Genomic DNA, 17,621 nt, shown 5'->3' with positions numbered 1-17,621 from the left:
TGATGCTCAGGCGACAGGCTTTGGCCCTCGGCAGCGTGCTGCTCAGTGCAATTACCCTGGGTGGCTGGACGCTGTTCAAGCAGAAGGGCAAAAGCCCGCTGCTGCTCTCAGCGCGCGATGACGGTGATGGCAAGCACTACGCCGTCGGCTTCCACCTGGACGGCAAACAAGTGTTTGCGACCCAGGTTGGACAACGTTGCCACGACATCATCAACCACCCGACATTGCCGATTGCGCTGTTTGTCGCCCGCCGGCCGGGCACCAAGAGCTACCTGATCGACTTGCGTGACGGGGCGCTGCTGCAGACCATTACGTCCAACGCCAATCGCCACTTTTATGGGCATGCGGTGGTGCACAAGGATGGCGAGTGGTTGTATGCCACGGAGAACGACACGTCCGATCCGGGTCGCGGCTTGCTTGGGGTGTATCGGTTTGAAGGTAAGCGGTTGGTGCACACCGGGGAGATTTCTACCCATGGGATCGGGCCGCATCAGGTGTCGTGGATGCCTGATGGCGAGACGCTGGTGGTGGCTAATGGCGGGATTCGTACCGAGGCGGAGAGCCGGGTCGAGATGAACCTGAATGCCATGGAGCCGAGCCTGGTCCTGATGAAGCGCGACGGGACGCTGTTGAGCAAGGAGACCCTGAGCCAGCAGATGAACAGTGTGCGGCATATGGGGATTGCCAGCGACGGGACGATCCTCGCGGGGCAGCAGTTCATGGGGGCGTCTCATGAGCGGTCGGAGTTGCTGGCGATCAAGCGACCGGGGCAGCCGTTTGTGGCGTTTCCGGTGGCGGATGAGCAGCTGCAGGCCATGGGGCATTACACGGCCAGCGTTGCGGTGCACAGTGAGTTACGGCTGGTGGCGCTGACGGCGCCTCGCGGGAATCGGTTCTTTATCTGGAACATGGACAGCGCGCAGTTGCTGCTGGACGGGCCGTTGCCGGATTGTGCCGGGGTGGGTGCGGTGGCTGACGGGTTTGTGGTGACTTCCGGGCAGGGGCGTTGCCGGTTTTATGATTGTCGGCAGGTGCCGTTGGTGGCGAAGCCGCTGGAGTTGCCGGCGGGGCTTTGGGATAACCATCTGCATCTGGTTTGATCGGGGCTGATTGGGGGCATATCCGTTGCTGCGGTTATGGCCGCTATTGGTTCCGCTCTTACAGCGGCTCACTTTTGAAGAGCGCAAAAGTAAGCAAAACGCTCTTGCCCCACCACTCGGCACCTCGCCTGGGCTCGGTGTGCCCTCACTCCGGCTTTGGACCGTGGGCCGCCGTCATGGGCCATCCCTGGCCCAGGACGGCTAACCTGGCGTCCTGCCAGGTTACCCACGCTCCAAAGCCTGCGTTCGGCCAGCGTGGTTTAACGGGGCGCCTAAGATCAAAATCAAGATCAAAAGCACAGCGGCCTCCCGGCCGGCTTGAGTGTTGAAGAGCAAAATCAAAAGCTAAAGCGGGCACGGTCCAAAATGTGGGAGCGGGCTTGCTCGCGAAGGTCGTTAACGATGACGTGGGCATTCTGAATGAACGCGGCGACCTCAGGTTTTTCGCGAGCAAGCCCGCTCCCACAGAAAAGCAGATCTGTTTTCGCTCTGGTCTTTGCTTTTAACACTCAAGCCGGCCGGTAGGCCGCTGTGCTGCTTTTGATCTGCTTTTGATTTTGATCTGCGGGCCCCGTCAACCACGATGGCCGCAAGTAGGCACGGTGGAGCGGGTAAATCGGCAGGGAAGCCGATTTAGCCGCGCCGGGCCATGGATGGCCCGTCGCGGCGGCCCGCGGAGCCGAGCCGGAGTGCGGGCATGCCGAGCCTAGGCGAGGCACCGAGTGGTGGGGCAAAGACCTTTTGGTTACTTTTGGGGCGTTTGCCAAAAGTGACCCGCTGTAAGAGCGGAACCATAAGCCGCCGTTACCGCAGCAACGGATATGTACTCGATCAACCAAACCAAGCCCAAATAAAAGGCCTCGAACTAGCGAGGCCTTTTATTTGGGCTTCAATCTCTTCAACTCTGTGGCCTCATCCCTTGGGACATCCCAAACATGAACAACAACAACTCATGATCAGGCTTGGCCGCGACACCGACCTTGGCGATCCGCGGCATCGGGCATTGCTGCCCGACACCCTGCACCGCACTGAGAACTTGTGTCCGGGGCTGCTCCCAGGCAGCCAGGGCCAGGGCAGCTATGCCCAAAGCCCCCAACAGAAACAAACCTCGTGCAATTTCTAGCTTCATTACGTTAAACCTTTGATAGCGCTGCCAAACGCCGTCTCGTAAAAGTAGCTGAGTTTCTGCCAGTCCGTAGCATTCCACGACGAATGGCGGCGTAACTGCAACATGTCATGCCGGGCCGCCCGCATAGCCGTCAAACGTTGGCGGCACTTCTCAAAGTCCAGCAGCGCCACTTCAACCTTCGCCGCGTCACCCTCACCCGTCACCCGCACAAAGATATGCTTGATATACAGGCAACCATGCTGCCAACGCCCCTTGTGCATCCGCGCCAACGTACCCGCGAGTTCCTTGAGCAAACGCTCATGCACCAACTCGCCATACTGCTCACGACCACCCGCGGCGTACCAGTTTTCGATCTCGTCGAAACCGTCCAGCGACGCCGTCACCAACAATGCCTTCCATTGGTGCTCAGGATCGCGACGGGCCTCGCAGAACACCAGCTCCGGCACGCGTACATCCAGCAAACGCAGGCCCTTCAGGGCGTCACGCTCACGCAACACAGTGGGGCGCCCAAACGGATGGAGCCAACTACGGTAGATATGACCGGTCTGGCGCTTGCTGTAGAGCAAACGACCATGGGTGCCCGTCACCCGTTGCACACCACTTTCACCGCCGCGACGACGATTGGGCTCTTCGACCCACTCGCCCTGCTGGCGCCAGAAATAATCAAATCGCTCCTCGGGAGCTACTTCACTACCTGGTAAACACTCGACAGCCATCCTGTTACCTCTTGCGCAATACATACACTCGCCACATGGCGTAGAGCGGTATGAAGTCCAGAGATTCCTGAACACGGAAACCGGCTTGTTCAAACTCTGCCTCAACAGTAGCAGCCGGTAACACAAACCGATTTTGGTAACCTTCCTGCTCACCTTTGTTGCGACGGCGCACTTCGGCACGCTTGCGTTTCCAGGCCTTGAAATTCCCATCCACCCACAACGAGATAATCACGCTGTCGCGGGTAACGCGCTGAAATTCGCGCAGTATTGCCAGCCTGTGCTCAGGATCACCGATGTGGTGCATCAAGCGCATGCAGAAAATACTGTCGACCGCGTTATCTGGCAAATCGATATCAAAGGCAGACGTCTGCAAGGGGCGTACCCGTTTCACCACATCCGCCGGTTGGGCGACCGTGGCGATCTTCAACATCGACGCTGAGTTATCGGCGCCGATGATCACACGGTTGGGCTTTTCGGCCAGCAGTGGCCAGAAGCGCCCGGCACCACATGGCAGGTCCAGCACCAGGCCAGGCTCACCGGCCATGGCCAACGCACCACGGGCCAATTGCTCGTCGCGTTTGTGGGACAACCGGCGAGCCAGATTGTCCTGATGTTTGAGCAAATAATTCTGCGCGTGCTGATCGTCGTACTTTTCGGAAAATTCGAGCTTGATTGGGGTAGGCATCACCGGGTCTCCAGTTACTAATGCCTACAACCTTAAGAAGAATCCTGTGATCAACAGGTCAACACGTTGTGAAAAACTTGTCCTGTCGAATCGTATACATTACAAAACTTTGCAGACACAAGTCGTGGCATGATGCCATCTTCGGCGAAAATCAGGAAGTCTGCCGCAGCTTAGCGGCAGCGCAGGCATCAGGCTTTGACCTGACTCAACTCGACGTGAAAGCGGCAGCCGTTGGGCTCCATGGTGCTGAGGCTGACGCTCCACCCCTGGTTCTCGCAGATGCGCTGAACCAAGGACAAACCCAGGCCAAGGCCTTCTCCACGCTTTTCACTGCCGCGTACAAACGGTTCGAACATCGCTTCGCGTTTGTCCTCGGGAATGCCCACGCCAGTGTCTTCCACCACAAAACCGCTCGGCTCCAGGGTAAGGCGGATCAAGCCATGCTCGGTGTAGTGCAGGGCATTACGCAACAGGTTGCCCATGACCGCGTGCAGGAAGGTCGCGTTGTAGCGGGTATCCAGTGGATTGCCCGGTTGATAGATCAGCTCAAGGCCTTTGCGCTCGATCGGCTCACGCCAGATCCCCAGCAAGTCCTCGGCCACCTGGGCCAGATTGGCCTGGGGCGACATGCCGGCCTCCTCGCGCTGGGCACGGGCCAGCATCAGGAAGGTCTGTACCAGTTCGCGCATTTCTTCACAGGCCCGCGCAATGCGCTCGACCTGCTTGCGGCCGCGCTGATCAATCGCCGGGTTCTCCAGCAACAGCTCGCAGGAGCTGGCGAGCACCATCAGCGGGGTACGCAATTCGTGGCTCACGTCACTGGTAAACAGCTGCTCCCGGGACAACGCCTGGCGCAAACGGCCCAGCGTGGCGTCGAAGGCCACGGCCAATTCGCCGACTTCATCCGCGGCGTAATCCGGCGCCAGCGGTGGCGCCAGGCCGAGTAACTGGTCGCGATGCCGCACCTGGCGGGCCAGGCGCACCACCGGCGCCATTACCTTGCGCGCCAGTACCCAGCCGAGGAACACCGCCAACGCCAGGCTGAGCACAAACCCCACCAGCACCACGGCAAACAGCACGCGCTCGCGCTCTTCGAAATCGCTCTGGTCTTGCAGCAGGACATAACGGCGGCCGTCGACCACCTCGACCATGGCATGGTAGGACAGCGCCTCCCGAAACACTTCGTGAAAACCAGGCTCCAGATGGCGCAAATCCTTGGGCAGCTCGAAATCGCCGGGGCCGCCGCTGAAGTAGAACAATTGGTCGGGCTCGGGACGGTGACTCCAGTCCTCGACGCTGTCCATCAGCAACAGGCGTTGCAGGTCACCGCCCAGGCCTGCCGAAATGAGTTTTTCTTCCACCAGGTGCACCGTGGCAACGATGCCCATGGCGAAGGCCCCCGCCACCAACGCGCTCATCAAGGCGAAGGCGATGATGATCCGCTGGGCAAGGCTTTGCTTAAACTCCATCACGACCCTCGGCCAGGCGATAACCCACACCGTGCACCGTTTGCAGCAACGGTTTGGCGAAGGGTTTATCGATCACCTGACGCAGTTGATGGACGTGGCTGCGCAAGCTGTCGCTGTCCGGGCAGTCATCGCCCCACAGGGCTTCTTCGAGAATCTCGCGGCGCAGCACATGGGGGCTTTTTTGCATCAGCACCGCCAGCAGCTTCAGGCCCACCGGGTTGAGCTTGAGCAGGCGCCCTTCGCGGGTGACTTCCAGGGTGTCGAGGTCGTAACTCAGGTCACCGACTTGCAGCGCACGGCGACCGCCGCCCTGGGCACGACGCAGCACCGCTTCGATGCGCGCGGCCAATTCCGACAGCGCAAATGGCTTGAGCAGGTAGTCATCAGCGCCGGACTTGAAGCCCTGCAGCCGGTCATCCAGTTGGTCGCGCGCAGTGAGCATGATCACCGGCGTGTCGCGGCGCGCGTCTTCCCGCAGGCGTTTGCACAGGGTGTAGCCGTCAATGCCAGGCAGCATGATGTCGAGCACGATCAGGTCGTAATGTTCGGTGGCAGCCAGGTGCAGGCCCGACAAACCGTCCTGCGCACAGTCTACGGTGTAGCCCTTCAGCCCCAGGTAATCCGCCAGGTTGGCCAGAATATCGCGGTTGTCTTCAACCAATAAAATTCGCATGGGCAGTGTCTCCGTACGCGGTAACGGCCGTGTTGGCTCGCGCAGCTTAAGGCCAAGTATGGCTCACGGCTAGGCCTGAAGGCCGCACCGATTACTGTTTTCAACCGATTGGGGAACTTAACGAGTTTTTCACTATAGGTTCACAAGCTGACTACAGTGTCAGCGCGAAGATCGCGCCCATCGTAAATAAGGAACATTGACATGGGTTTTCCAAAAACGGCGCCAATGCGCTATTTGCTGTTGGTGACCGGTGCCTGGCTGGTGGTTTTTCTACTGACCCGCCTCTTGCTGCTGGTAACCCATCTGGATGAAGTCAGCGGTAACCTGCTGCCGGTATTCGGCGTGGGCCTGCTCTATGACCTCGGCTTTCTCGCCTATGCCGCCCTGCCCCTGGGCCTGTACTTGCTGCTGTGCCCGCCAGGCTTGTGGCGTCGCCGCGGCCATCGCTGGTTCCTGCAAGCGGTACTGACCGTCAGCCTGTTCGCCATGCTCTTCACCAGCGTGGCCGAATGGTTGTTCTGGGACGAGTTCGGCGTGCGCTTCAACTTTATTGCCGTGGACTACCTGGTGTACTCCAAAGAGGTGCTGAACAACCTGCTGGAGTCTTATCCGATCGGCAAGTTGCTGAGCCTGCTGGCGGTGCTGGCAATTGTCTTGAGCCTGGCCTTGCGTAAACCGTTCAACGCGGCGATGAACTCGCCGTTGCCTGCGATGCGCAAACGCCTGCTCAACGCCCTTGGTTTGATGGTGGTGGCCGGCCTGAGCCTGCAACTGATCAACCAGGACAGCCCGCGCAGCCAGGGCGGTAACGCCTACAACAATGAACTGGCAAGCAACGGCCCGTATCAGTTCTTCGCCGCCTTCCGTAATAACGAGCTGGACTACAACCAGTTCTACAAGAGCCTGCCGGCCGAGGTGGTCGCCAAGCAATTGCGCGCCGAACTCAGCGAGCCCAATGCACGGTTTATCGGCACGGATCCGCTGGATATCCGTCGCGCCATTACCAACCCGGGCACGTTGCGCAAACCCAATATCGTACTGGTGACCATCGAGAGCTTCAGTGCCAAGTACATGGGCAGCAACGGCGACCCGAATAACCTCACGCCCAACCTCGACGCGCTGCGCAAACAGAGCCTGTACTTCAATAACTTCTACGCCACCGGCACCCGCACCGACCGTGGCCTGGAAGCTATCACCCTGGCTATCCCGCCAACGCCCGGGCGCTCCATCGTCAAGCGCATCGGCCGGGAAAGCGGTTTCGGCAGCCTGGGCCAACAGCTCAATGCCATCGGCTATGACAGTGTGTTTGTCTACGGCGGCCGTGGCTACTTTGACAACATGAACGCGTTCTTCAGCGGCAACGGCTACCGCGTGGTGGACCAGAGCAGCGTGCCTGAAGCGGAAATCAGCTTCAAAAACGCTTGGGGCATGGCCGACGAAGACCTCTATAAACAGACGCTGAAACTGGCAGATGCCGACTACGCCAAGCAGCAACCGTTCCTGCTGCAACTGATGACCACCTCCAACCACCGCCCGTATACCTACCCGGCAGGCCGCATTGATATCAAATCCGGTGACGGCCGCGACGGTGCGGTGAAGTACACCGACCATGCCATCGGCCAGTTCCTGGAGGCGGCGCGCCAGAAACCATGGTTCGACAACACGATCTTTATCTTCGTCGCCGACCACACGGCGGGCAGCGCGGGCAAGGAAGACCTGCCGATGGTGAATTACCAGATCCCGCTGTTTATCTACGCCCCCAAGCTGGTGGACGCCGGCGAGAACGCGAAGCTGGCCAGCCAGATCGACCTGGCGCCCACCCTGCTGGGCTTGCTGAACCTGAGCTACGAGTCGACGTTTTTTGGCCGCAACCTGCTGCAAGACAACCCGCTGCCGCCACGGGTAGTGGTGGGCAATTACCAGTACCTGGGGTTGTTCGACGGCAATGACCTGGCGATTCTCAGCCCACGCCAAGGCCTGCGTCGCCATGACCAGGCACTGGGGGACAGCCATGAAACCCGCGCAGGTAGCGATGACCCGTTGATCCAGCGGGCCATCACCTACTACCAGGGCGCCAGTTATGACTACAAACAACAGTTGCTGAGCTGGAGGGCGCCCAAGGACGAGGCTCCTAAGGTGAGTACACGCTAACCAAAAAGCCCCGGCCAGGTCTGACCGGGGCTTTTTTTAGAGTCTGAGTGCGCCATGCAAGCAATCGCTGTTCGTCCGGTATCCCACCCCCTCAACTTCTGGCTGTGTCTCGGTGTGCCTGCCGTGCTGGCGGTGGCCATGCTGCTGTTGGAGCTGACGTCGCTGGACATGGACATCGCCAAGCTGTTTTACAACGCTTCCGAAGGCGGCTTTGTGGGCCGGCACAGCTTTTTTCTGGAGGACATTCTTCACGACCGCGCCAAGCAGATGGTGATCGTATTTTCGGTGCTGGCGATCGCCGGGTTTGCCGGTGCCTTTATTGTCGAGCGGCTTAAACCCTTTCGCCGGGAACTGGGCTGCCTGGTGCTGTCGCTGGCGCTGGCCACCTCGTTTGTGATTTTCAGCTGGTTGATCTGTTTGGGGGCCTATTACTTGCTGCTGTACCGCCCGCTGAAAACATCACTGCCCACCTTCCACAAACAGGCCACCACACCTTGATGAACAGCCCTTGCCTCGCCGGGGCCAAGGGCGCAACACTCTGCGCACTTTTTTGGCAACGATCCTGCTGAGCCATGTCCGATACCCTGCTGCTGATCGAAGACGACCTGCCACTGGCGGCACTCACCGCCGAGTTCCTGCGTGCCGAAGGGTTTACCGTGGCCGTGGAACACCGTGGCGACCGCGCCGCCCAACGTATCCGCGATGAACAGCCCGCGCTGTTGATCCTCGATGTGATGCTGCCGGGCATCGACGGTTTCACCTTGTGTCGACAGATTCGCGACCACTACCCCGGGTTGATCCTGATGATGACGGCGCTGGACGAGAACGCCGAACAATTGGTGGGGTTTGCCGCCGGGGCCGACGACTACGTGGTCAAGCCGATCGACCCGCAATTGTTATTGGCGAGGATCCGCTCGCTGCTGCGCCGCCATCCTCAGGCACCTCGCAGCTATTATCAGTGGGGCGCTTTTCGGCTGGACCTGAACAACCACTTCGCCTGGCTTGGCGAGGCGCCTTTGCAGTTTTCGGTGGCCGAGTTCGAGTTGCTCGCCATTTTCGCCCGCCACTGCGGCGTATTGCTCACCCGGGAAAAACTGCTCCAACGCCTGCGCGGCCTGGAGTACGACGGCCTGAACCGTTCGATTGATATGCGGGTGTCGCGCTTGCGCAAGAAACTCATGAGCCTTGAGTGCCCCGTGACCATCCAGACCATCACGGCGCAGGGATACCTGTTCGTCGAAATCCCGAGCGGGAGTCAACATGCTGTCTAAAGTGCGCCCCTGGATGGCAATCGCGGCCGGCACCAGTTGGGCCGCCCTCACCCTTTACCTGTTGTGGCTGTGCACCAACGCTGCGGTGTTTATCGGCGACTACAGCTTTCTGCGCCTGATGGCCGGGCCGGGCTATCTGGTTGCCGAGCAACTCAAGACCCTGCCCGCCGAACAATGGGAGGCGCGTGTCGAGTCGCTGCAAGCACGCTTTCAGTACCCGGTGAGCGTGGTGAAAAAGGACGATATCGAGCTGCCACCCGAAGCCATTGTGATGCTCGACCATCATCAACCGGCGCAGAACAGTGATGAGGACGTCACCTACTTCCCGCTGGACGATGACACGGTGATTCAATTCGGCCCCATGTGGGGAACCGCCGAAGTGGAGGACCTGCTGCAATATCCGGTGTATTGGGTGACCGCCTGTGTCGCCGGCCTACCGGTATTGCTGCTTCTCTGGATCGCCCTGCGTGCCCGACGCAAATACACCCACGACCTCAACACCCTCAACGCGAGTATCACTGCCCTCGCCCGCACGCCCAACACGCTGCTGCCGGCGATGAGTCAGGAATGGACGCCGCTGCTGCAGACCTTGCGCAAGCATGCCCAGGACATCACCTCGATGGGTGAACGCCACCGGGAGGTTTCCCAGGCGGTGTCCCACGAACTGCGCACGCCCCTGGCCCGGATGCGGTTTGCTCTGGCACTGCTGAGTAAAAGTGCCGACCCCGATACCCGCACCCGCCTGCAAGAGCGCCTGCAAACCGACATCGAAGAGCTGGAGTCGCTGGTTCGCGCCAGCCTCGCCTTTGCCCGGCTGGCCGACGCACCCAGCGACCTGCAGCATGAGCCGATCAACATCCATGACTGGCTGCAGCAAGAGTTCGCCCTGCTGGACGGGCACCATCGCTTGCTGACCCTGGACACCCAGCCGGCCGAGCTGGAGCTGATCGGCGACCGTGCCCTGCTGCACTTGATCGTGCGTAACCTGTTGAGCAACGCCATTACCTATGCCCGCGAACGGGTGAACGTCAGCGCTGCCTGCCAGGACCAGCACCTGGTGCTGCATGTGGACGATGACGGCCCCGGCGTGTTGCCGGAAAACCGCGAAAAGATCTTCGAACCCTTCGTGCGCCTGGCCATGGGCGGCGACGAACCCAGCGGGTTTGGCCTGGGCCTGGCGCTGGCCAAGCGCGCCACCCATTGGCACCGTGGGGAACTGTCGATCACCCGCAGCCCGTTGGGCGGCGCACGCCTGACCCTGACCCTGGCGCTGCGCCCGGGTTAGGCTGTTACAGCCTGTGACAGTGAAACATCCGCGCGGCCGCTAACCTCGCGACCTTGTCCTTTGGATCAGGTTGGAGAGTCAGTTCATGCGTCACCCTAGACGGCATCTGCCCACGCTGCTGTTATCACTGTGCATGGCCGCCGGTTCATGGTCAGTCAGCAGCGCAGCCCAGACTGCTCACGCGCCCTACTACCCCGGCACCATCCTGCCCAATCGCCAGACCCAGGCGATCATGGATAAACAATTGGTCACGTTCTACAAGGACTGGAAGGCGGTGTATCTCTCAGGGGAATGCGGCAGCGGTCGGTATTTCGTCAAGGTCAACGCCGACCGCAAACCGGTAGGAGGTGGCGCCGCGCCCAACACCATCACGGTGTCCGAGGCCCATGGCTACGGCATGCTGCTTACGGTGATGATGGCGGACTACGATGAAGATGCCCAAAAAATCTTCGACGGCATGGTGCGCTACTTTCAGGATCACCCGGCAGCGTCCGATCCCGGCCTGATGGCCTGGAACCAGATCGAGGGTTGCGGAGACTCCACCGACCCTTTCCGTGGCGACGTCAGTGCCACCGATGGCGACCTGGACATCGCCTACGCCCTGCTGCTGGCCGACCAGAAATGGGGCAGCGAGGGCACCATTGACTATCGCAGCGAGGCCAACACGGTGATGGCGGCGATCATGAAACACGAGGTGCACCCCAGGACTCAGCATCTGATGCTCGGCGACTGGGCCGGCACCGACGGCGACCCGGAGCTTGAGTACACCACCCGCAGCTCGGATTTCATGCAGTCGCACCTCTACAGCTTTTTCGCCATGACCGGGGATAAACGCTGGCAGACGGTGCGCGACAAGACCTATTCGATCATCAGCGACTTTACTCAGCGCTACAGTGCCAAAAGTGCTTTGGTGCCGGACTTCATCAGCCATTTGGACACCTCGCTCACACCTGCACGGCCCGAACTGGTGGAAGGTCAATACGACGGCGGCTACTCGTGGAACGCGGCCCGTTACCCGTGGCGCATCGGCCTGGATTACCTGATGTACGGTGATCCTCGTGCGCTGTACACCTTGACCACCTTCAACCGCTGGGCACGCGCCACCGCTCACGATGAGCCAGGCAACTTCAATAGTGGTTACCGGATCGACGGCAGTGCCATTGAGGAAGCACACAATGAGCCGGCCTTTGTGGCGGCACTCGGGGTCAGCGCAATGATCAGCCCCGACAATCAGCTGTGGCTCAATAACATCTGGGACAACCTGCAACGCCAGTCCATCCGGGACCATGACTACTACGGCAACACCCTCAAACTGCTGGGCATGGTCGTCATGTCCGGCCATTGGGAGCGGCCCCAACCGGCGCCCCTCAAAAAAACCGCAAACGTGCCTGTCCATCCGTCATCCGGCACTGCGGCACCAGGACCCGTGGCATCTTTGCCGCCTGCCTCACAGCTGATGCTGGCTCGCGGCTTTATGTTCAAGAAGCTACTGGGGCGTCGCGGCGTCAGCTGAGGCGTGCGCGTAAAGAGAGACGCAGAGTGTCCCTGGCGGCATTCCCACGCAGAGCGTGGGAACGATCAACATAAAAAAACCCCGCCTGCATCGCTGCAGGCGGGGTTTTCAGTATCGGGGTAAGGCTGGCTTACATCATGCCGCCCATGCCGCCCATACCGCCCATGTCTGGCATACCGCCGCCAGCTGGAGCATCTTCTTTGATCTCGGCGATCATTGCTTCAGTGGTGATCATCAGGCTGGCAATCGACGAAGCCGCTTGCAGAGCCGAACGAGTCACTTTAGCCGGGTCCAGGATGCCCATTTCGATCATGTCGCCGTATTCGCCGGTAGCAGCGTTGTAACCGAAGTTACCCGAACCCTGCTTGACCTTGTCGACCACTACGCTTGGCTCGTCGCCGGAGTTGGCAACGATCTGGCGCAGAGGTGCTTCAACAGCACGACGCAGCAGAGCGATACCGACGTCCTGGTCAGCGTTGTCGCCTTTCAGCTCGGAGATAGCCTGCAGAGCGCGAACCAGTGCCACGCCACCGCCAGGTACCACGCCTTCTTCAACGGCTGCACGAGTAGCGTGCAGGGCGTCTTCAACGCGGGCTTTCTTCTCTTTCATTTCAACTTCGGAACCAGCGCCAACCTTGATCACTGCAACGCCGCCGGACAGCTTGGCCAGACGCTCTTGCAGTTTTTCACGGTCGTAGTCGGAAGTGGTATCAGCCACTTGAGCGCGGATCTGGGTAACACGTGCCTGGATGTCAGCTTCAACACCAGCACCGTCGATCACGGTGGTGTTTTCCTTGGTCACGGTGACGCGCTTGGCATTACCCAGGTGTTCCAGGGTAGCGCTTTCCAGGCTCAGGCCGATCTCTTCGGAGATAACGGTACCGCCAGTCAGAACAGCGATGTCCTGCAGCATGGCCTTGCGACGATCGCCGAAACCAGGTGCTTTGACAGCAACCACTTTCACGATACCGCGCATGTTGTTCACAACCAGAGTCGCCAGGGCTTCGCCTTCAACGTCTTCGGAAACGATCAGCAGTGGGCGACCGGCCTTGGCAACAGCTTCCAGAACTGGCAGCAGCTCACGGATGTTGGAGATCTTTTTGTCAACCAGCAGGATCAGCGGGCCGTCGAGCTCGGCGGTCATGGTGTCTGGCTTGTTGACGAAGTACGGGGACAGGTAGCCACGGTCGAACTGCATGCCTTCAACAACCGACAGTTCGTTTTCCAGGCCCGAGCCTTCTTCAACGGTGATCACGCCTTCTTTACCGACTTTTTCCATGGCTTCGGCAATGATGTCGCCGATGGAGCTGTCGGAGTTGGCCGAGATGGTGCCGACCTGAGCGATGGCCTTGGTGTCAGCGCATGGCTTGGACAGGGACTTCAGCTCTTTGACAATGGCGATGGTCGCCTTGTCGATGCCGCGTTTCAGGTCCATCGGGTTCATGCCGGCAGCGACGGCTTTCAGGCCTTCGTTGACGATCGACTGAGCCAGAACGGTAGCGGTGGTGGTGCCGTCGCCTGCGTCATCGTTGGCACGGGAGGCAACGTCTTTGACCAGCTGCGCGCCCATGTTTTCGAAGCGATCTTTCAGCTCGATTTCTTTGGCGACGGAAACGCCGTCCTTGGTGATGGTCGGAGCGCCGAAGCTCTTCTCGATGATCACGTTACGGCCTTTAGGGCCCAGGGTCGCTTTTACTGCGTCAGCCAGGACGTTCACACCGGCGAGCATTTTCTTACGGGCGGAATCGCCGAATTTAACTTCTTTAGCAGCCATGATCGATATTCCTTAAATACTTTGTAGTAACGGGAAGATGAACGGGGAAATCAGCCTTCCAGAACAGCGAGAATCTCGTTCTCAGCCATTACCAGCAGGTCTTCGCCGTCGATTTTCACAGTGTTGCTGCCGGAGTAAGGGCCGAACACAACCTTGTCACCCACTTTCACAGCCAGCGCACGTACTTCACCGTTTTCCAGGGTCCTGCCTGGGCCAGCAGCGAGAATCACACCGTGGTTGGCTTTTTCAGCAGCCGAACCTGGCAGCACGATACCGCCAGCGGTTTTCTTTTCTTCTTCACTGCGACGGATGACGACGCGGTCATGCAGAGGACGAAGCTTGCTCATTGTCGATCTCTCCTAATTGTGTTTTTCATCGGCCGGTGTCAATTCCGGCTAGTTAAATTCCGGCGGTGCCGGTCGCGGTTCGCGGTGCGAAACGCGGAAGTCTGTCTGGTGTCGCCACCAGAAACCTTGCGGTGACCGTTACATAAGGGCGCATAAGCTTATTTCAAGGGTGCAGAGATGAAAATTTTTGTGTCGGGGACGTGTTCAAAAGCCGCACGGCACCCGCGGGTGCCGTGCCAGTGAGGGGATTACTTGGGGTCGCGGTGTTCGAACTCGCCTTCGATCACGTCACCTTCACGTCCCAGTGGCTGGCGCGGGGCCGGGCCACCACGGGGTTGCAGGTCGTCGGCGAAGGCGCGCTGGCGGATCGCAGCCTCTTCGGCACGCTGGCGCATCTTGCCCGCCAGCAGCTTGCGAGTGAATGGCAGCAACATCACCAGGCCAACCACATCGCTGATGAAGCCCGGCAGGATCAACAGGCCACCGGCCAACGCCATCATCAAGCCTTCGAGCATGGTCTGGGCCGGCAGTTCGCCGCGATTCAGGCTTTCACGGGCACGCAGCGCCGTGGCCAGGCCGGCGACGCGCAGCACCAGAACGCCAAGCATCGAGCCAAGAATGATCAGCAGCAGCGCCGGGAAAAACCCGATGGCCCCACTGACTTGTACGAATACGAACAGCTCCAACACGGGGAACAACAAAAAGAGCAACAAAAAAGGGCGCATCAAATGGTTCCTCAACGCAAGAATGCCTTGCTACTTCACCTTAGATGACGTCGCCGTTTCGTGAATTCAAGCTTCAGCGGCGGCTTTTTTCGGCCAGACCTCGGCGTGAGCCAGGAAAACCAAGGCTTCGCGTACTTGTGTCGGCGTATTGCAAGGCTCGGCAAAGGGCAGCCAGTAGAGCGCCTGGCCAATGCGCAGGTGCATGCCTTCGCTGTCGATACCGGCCAATTGTGCAGGCTCGGTGGTCGGCAGGCCGGCCAGTTCGACATAGTGGGCAATGGCCTTGGTGTGGTCGCTGTTCATGTGCTCGATCATGCTCAGCTCGGCCTTGCCGGCGAACGGGTTGGCCAGGGTCAGTTGGTCGACCCAGTGAATCGCGCCGAACCCGCCGATGTAACGGTGGCGCACCGGCTTAAGTACCCAGAAGTCAAAATCATGGGCCTTGTGGTAGTTGGCCGAATCCGGGAAGTAGCGGTAATAACGCTCGGCGGCGGCTTCAATCGCGGCGCTGTCTTCGAGCTTTTCGGCCTCCGCCAGGTAGGTCAGGCGCCCTACCGCTTGCACGTCGTCCGCCTCACGCTCACCCACCAGCAGGGAGCACTTGGGGTCTTTCTGCAGATTATGGGTGTGCTGGGCGATACGGCTGATCAGGATCAGCGGCCGGCCCTCGGCATCCAGGCAGTACGGCACCACTGAGCCGAACGGAAAGCCGGGCATGGCCTTGGACAAGGTGGCAAGTGCCCCACGGTATTCCTTGAGCAGTAGTTCTCGGGCATTCTTGGCAACGTGCGCGCTCAACTTATGACTCCTTTGATAAATTCCGTCAGAAAACAAACTTGGATAGCCGATTAATTCTGCCCACAGGACTTGCGAATGGATCTCAACGACAAAGTAATCATTATCACCGGCGGTTGCCAGGGTTTGGGCCGTTCCATGGCCGAGTATTTTGCAACCAAGGGCGCGCACCTGGCGCTTGTGGACCTCAATCAGGAAAAACTCGACCAGGCGGTAGCCGCCTGCCAGGCACACGGCGTAACGGCCCGGGCCTATCTATGCAATGTGGCGAATGAAGAACAGGTGTGCCAGACGGTGGCACAGATCGCCGAAGACTTCGGCGCGATCAACGGTTTGATCAACAACGCGGGGATTTTGCGCGACGGCTTGCTGCTCAAGGTCAAGGATGGGGAGATGACCAAGATGAGCCTGGCCCAATGGCAGGCAGTGATCGACGTGAACCTCACCGGCGTGTTCCTGTGCTCCCGCGAAGTGGCAGCAAAAATGGTGGAGTTGAAGAACCAGGGCACCATCATCAACATCTCGTCGATCTCCCGCGCCGGCAACGTCGGCCAGACCAACTACTCGGCCGCCAAGGCCGGTGTAGCGGCCGCTACCGTGACCTGGGCCAGGGAGCTGGCGCGCTATGGCATCCGCGTCGCGGGCATTGCGCCGGGGTTTATCGAGACGGAAATGACCTTGGGCATGAAGCCCGAGGCACTGGAGAAGATGACGTCGGGCATTCCCCTCAAGCGCATGGGGCGGCCTGAGGAGATTGCCCATTCAGCGGCGTACATCTTCGAAAACGACTACTACACCGGGCGAATCCTGGAAATGGACGGCGGGTTACGCCTTTAATTACCAGGCGGCTCGTTACCAGGCGACGCCGAACCCTGCGGTATAGCGGGTCTTGCTCAACGCGCTTTCCGAGTCGCCACTGATCACGTCGCGTTCGGCCTTGAGGTTGAGAGAAGCCCACTCGGTGACTTTGTAGCGCAAGCCCACTTCCGCATCCAGGGAGTAGTCGGACGGCCCGGCCAGTGGCTTGCCCAGCTCGCCATTGGTGAAGAATTCGACGGTTTTGCCCACCAGGTAGCGGTTGTAGTTCCACTTCATCGCCAGCGAGTAGAAGTTGTCTTTGCCGCCGTCCTGGTATTCATAGTCGGTGCGGTTGACCAGCGAGCCGAGAGAGAAGGCGCCCAGTTCGTCGTCCCAGAATTGGTAGCCCGGACCCGTACCCACGGTGCGCTGGCGTGACAGGTCTTCAACCTTGTCGCGCTTGTAGGTCAAGCGGCCCTGCCAGAACCAGTGTTCGGTGATAAACCGGTCCAGGTCGTATTCCAGCGCCCAGTTGTCAGTGGTGGTCACGTCGTCCTGGAATTCGCGGTTATATTCGCCCTGGCCGGTATGGCGCCACTGGCCATGGCGGGCTGTGGTCTTGAAGTCGATGTCGTAGTCGTTGGTGTCTTTTTCCGCGCGCTTGTAGTCCAGCGCCATGTCGACATTGCCCTTCCACACCAGGTCTTCGATCACAGGCTTGGGCTTGATGATCTGCTGGATGCTCGCCAGCTCGACGGTCTTGGGCGCCTCACCGTTGGCCAGGATGACTTTGCCGTCATCGGCCGCGTGCAGGGATTTGGCCTTCTCGCCGGTGTAGGCATCCTGCTTGACCAGCAGTTCCTGATCACTTTCAAGGGTTTTGACCTGCTTCCAGTCCACCGGGATGGCACCGGCATAAGCAGTCTGGATCAGCAGCTTGCCGCCGTCGAAAACCTTGATCTTGCCGGTCAGACGGTCACCGTTCTTTAACCAGACGGTATCGGCGAGCAGAGGCGTGGAGGCGCTGAATACAGCGAGGCACAGCAGGGTTCTGGACAACATAAGCGGATATTGGGCTCGAGTTTGACGAAAAAACGGGCATTATCGGGTTGGATAACTTCTTAGCAAGGACTGACTCGGGTATTGGTATCGAGTTCCCTGTCCGGCAGCTCATTTTGCAGACATTTCCT

At 59.7% G+C, this 17,621-nt stretch carries 16 protein-coding genes and 1 pseudogene; 7 read left to right on the top strand and 10 right to left on the bottom strand.

Annotation, left to right across the window (positions count from 1 at the left end):
* Window positions 1-2: 2 nt before the first annotated feature.
* Window positions 3-1,100: a DUF1513 domain-containing protein gene (locus ACUN0G_RS19750; RefSeq protein WP_445575576.1), complete on the top strand. Its 1,098-nt coding sequence runs from the start codon at window positions 3-5 to the stop codon at window positions 1,098-1,100.
* Window positions 1,101-1,998: 898 nt separating this feature from the next.
* Here the strand turns inward: ACUN0G_RS19750 and ACUN0G_RS19745 are convergent.
* The 5 genes from ACUN0G_RS19745 to colR form a co-directional block, all read right to left on the bottom strand.
* Window positions 1,999-2,229, bottom strand: coding sequence for a hypothetical protein (locus ACUN0G_RS19745; RefSeq protein WP_008433604.1), 231 nt, complete (start codon window positions 2,227-2,229; stop codon window positions 1,999-2,001).
* The gene (locus tag ACUN0G_RS19740; RefSeq protein ID WP_134327248.1) at window positions 2,229-2,945 is read right to left on the bottom strand and encodes a lipopolysaccharide kinase InaA family protein; all 717 of its coding nucleotides are present in this window, start codon (window positions 2,943-2,945) and stop codon (window positions 2,229-2,231) included. The genes ACUN0G_RS19745 and ACUN0G_RS19740 overlap by 1 nt, the downstream gene beginning before the upstream one ends.
* A gap of 4 nt (window positions 2,946-2,949) precedes the next feature.
* A complete protein-coding gene (locus ACUN0G_RS19735; protein ID WP_008433602.1) occupies window positions 2,950-3,630 on the bottom strand; it encodes a class I SAM-dependent methyltransferase in 681 nt (226 codons plus the stop codon).
* A gap of 188 nt (window positions 3,631-3,818) precedes the next feature.
* Complete coding sequence (locus ACUN0G_RS19730) at window positions 3,819-5,099, bottom strand: sensor histidine kinase (protein ID WP_102369809.1); 1,281 nt, start codon at window positions 5,097-5,099, stop codon at window positions 3,819-3,821.
* Window positions 5,089-5,772, bottom strand: a complete 684-nt coding sequence (gene colR / locus ACUN0G_RS19725) for a two-component system response regulator ColR (protein WP_003175870.1) — start codon at window positions 5,770-5,772, stop codon at window positions 5,089-5,091. Before colR ends, ACUN0G_RS19730 begins: the two co-directional genes overlap by 11 nt.
* A 201-nt stretch (window positions 5,773-5,973) precedes the next feature.
* Between colR and ACUN0G_RS19720 the strand changes: the two genes are divergently transcribed.
* From ACUN0G_RS19720 to ACUN0G_RS19700, 5 genes and pseudogenes are all read left to right on the top strand, one after another.
* Entirely contained in the window at window positions 5,974-7,923 is a 1,950-nt protein-coding gene (locus tag ACUN0G_RS19720; RefSeq protein ID WP_445574083.1) for an LTA synthase family protein, read from the top strand.
* Between the two features lie 54 nt (window positions 7,924-7,977).
* Window positions 7,978-8,319 (top strand): annotated as a pseudogene (locus ACUN0G_RS19715) (phosphatase PAP2 family protein); the annotation flags it as partial.
* Between the two features lie 176 nt (window positions 8,320-8,495).
* Window positions 8,496-9,194, top strand: a complete 699-nt coding sequence (locus tag ACUN0G_RS19710; RefSeq protein ID WP_076015363.1) for a response regulator transcription factor — start codon at window positions 8,496-8,498, stop codon at window positions 9,192-9,194.
* Window positions 9,184-10,479: a sensor histidine kinase gene (locus ACUN0G_RS19705; RefSeq protein ID WP_445574082.1), complete on the top strand. Its 1,296-nt coding sequence runs from the start codon at window positions 9,184-9,186 to the stop codon at window positions 10,477-10,479. Before ACUN0G_RS19710 ends, ACUN0G_RS19705 begins: the two co-directional genes overlap by 11 nt.
* A gap of 85 nt (window positions 10,480-10,564) precedes the next feature.
* Window positions 10,565-11,992: a glycosyl hydrolase family 8 gene (locus tag ACUN0G_RS19700; RefSeq protein WP_445574081.1), complete on the top strand. Its 1,428-nt coding sequence runs from the start codon at window positions 10,565-10,567 to the stop codon at window positions 11,990-11,992.
* Between the two features lie 130 nt (window positions 11,993-12,122).
* Here ACUN0G_RS19700 and groL read toward each other — a convergent pair whose 3' ends face one another.
* The 4 genes from groL to ACUN0G_RS19680 all read right to left on the bottom strand — a co-directional run bounded on the left by groL (window position 12,123) and on the right by ACUN0G_RS19680 (window position 15,636).
* On the bottom strand, window positions 12,123-13,766 hold the full coding sequence (gene groL, locus ACUN0G_RS19695) for a chaperonin GroEL (protein WP_003208597.1): 1,644 nt from the start codon (window positions 13,764-13,766) through the stop codon (window positions 12,123-12,125).
* A 50-nt stretch (window positions 13,767-13,816) separates the two neighbouring features.
* The gene (locus tag ACUN0G_RS19690) at window positions 13,817-14,113 is read right to left on the bottom strand and encodes a co-chaperone GroES (RefSeq protein ID WP_445574080.1); all 297 of its coding nucleotides are present in this window, start codon (window positions 14,111-14,113) and stop codon (window positions 13,817-13,819) included.
* Window positions 14,114-14,361: 248 nt separating this feature from the next.
* On the bottom strand, window positions 14,362-14,838 hold the full coding sequence (locus ACUN0G_RS19685) for an FxsA family protein (protein WP_008433587.1): 477 nt from the start codon (window positions 14,836-14,838) through the stop codon (window positions 14,362-14,364).
* 66 nt (window positions 14,839-14,904) lie between these two features.
* Complete coding sequence (locus ACUN0G_RS19680) at window positions 14,905-15,636, bottom strand: HugZ family pyridoxamine 5'-phosphate oxidase (protein WP_076015367.1); 732 nt, start codon at window positions 15,634-15,636, stop codon at window positions 14,905-14,907.
* A 75-nt stretch (window positions 15,637-15,711) separates the two neighbouring features.
* Between ACUN0G_RS19680 and ACUN0G_RS19675 the strand changes: the two genes are divergently transcribed.
* Window positions 15,712-16,470 (top strand): SDR family oxidoreductase, encoded by a 759-nt coding sequence (locus tag ACUN0G_RS19675; RefSeq protein ID WP_445574079.1) that lies wholly within the window; start codon window positions 15,712-15,714, stop codon window positions 16,468-16,470.
* 15 nt (window positions 16,471-16,485) lie between these two features.
* Here ACUN0G_RS19675 and ACUN0G_RS19670 read toward each other — a convergent pair whose 3' ends face one another.
* Window positions 16,486-17,493: a DUF481 domain-containing protein gene (locus ACUN0G_RS19670; RefSeq protein WP_258347558.1), complete on the bottom strand. Its 1,008-nt coding sequence runs from the start codon at window positions 17,491-17,493 to the stop codon at window positions 16,486-16,488.
* Between the last annotated feature and the right edge of the window lie 128 nt (window positions 17,494-17,621).

The organism is Pseudomonas sp. 32A (genome assembly GCF_052682255.1).
Note: the sequence above shows the minus strand (reverse complement) of the source record. Positions and strands in the feature narration are given on the sequence as shown.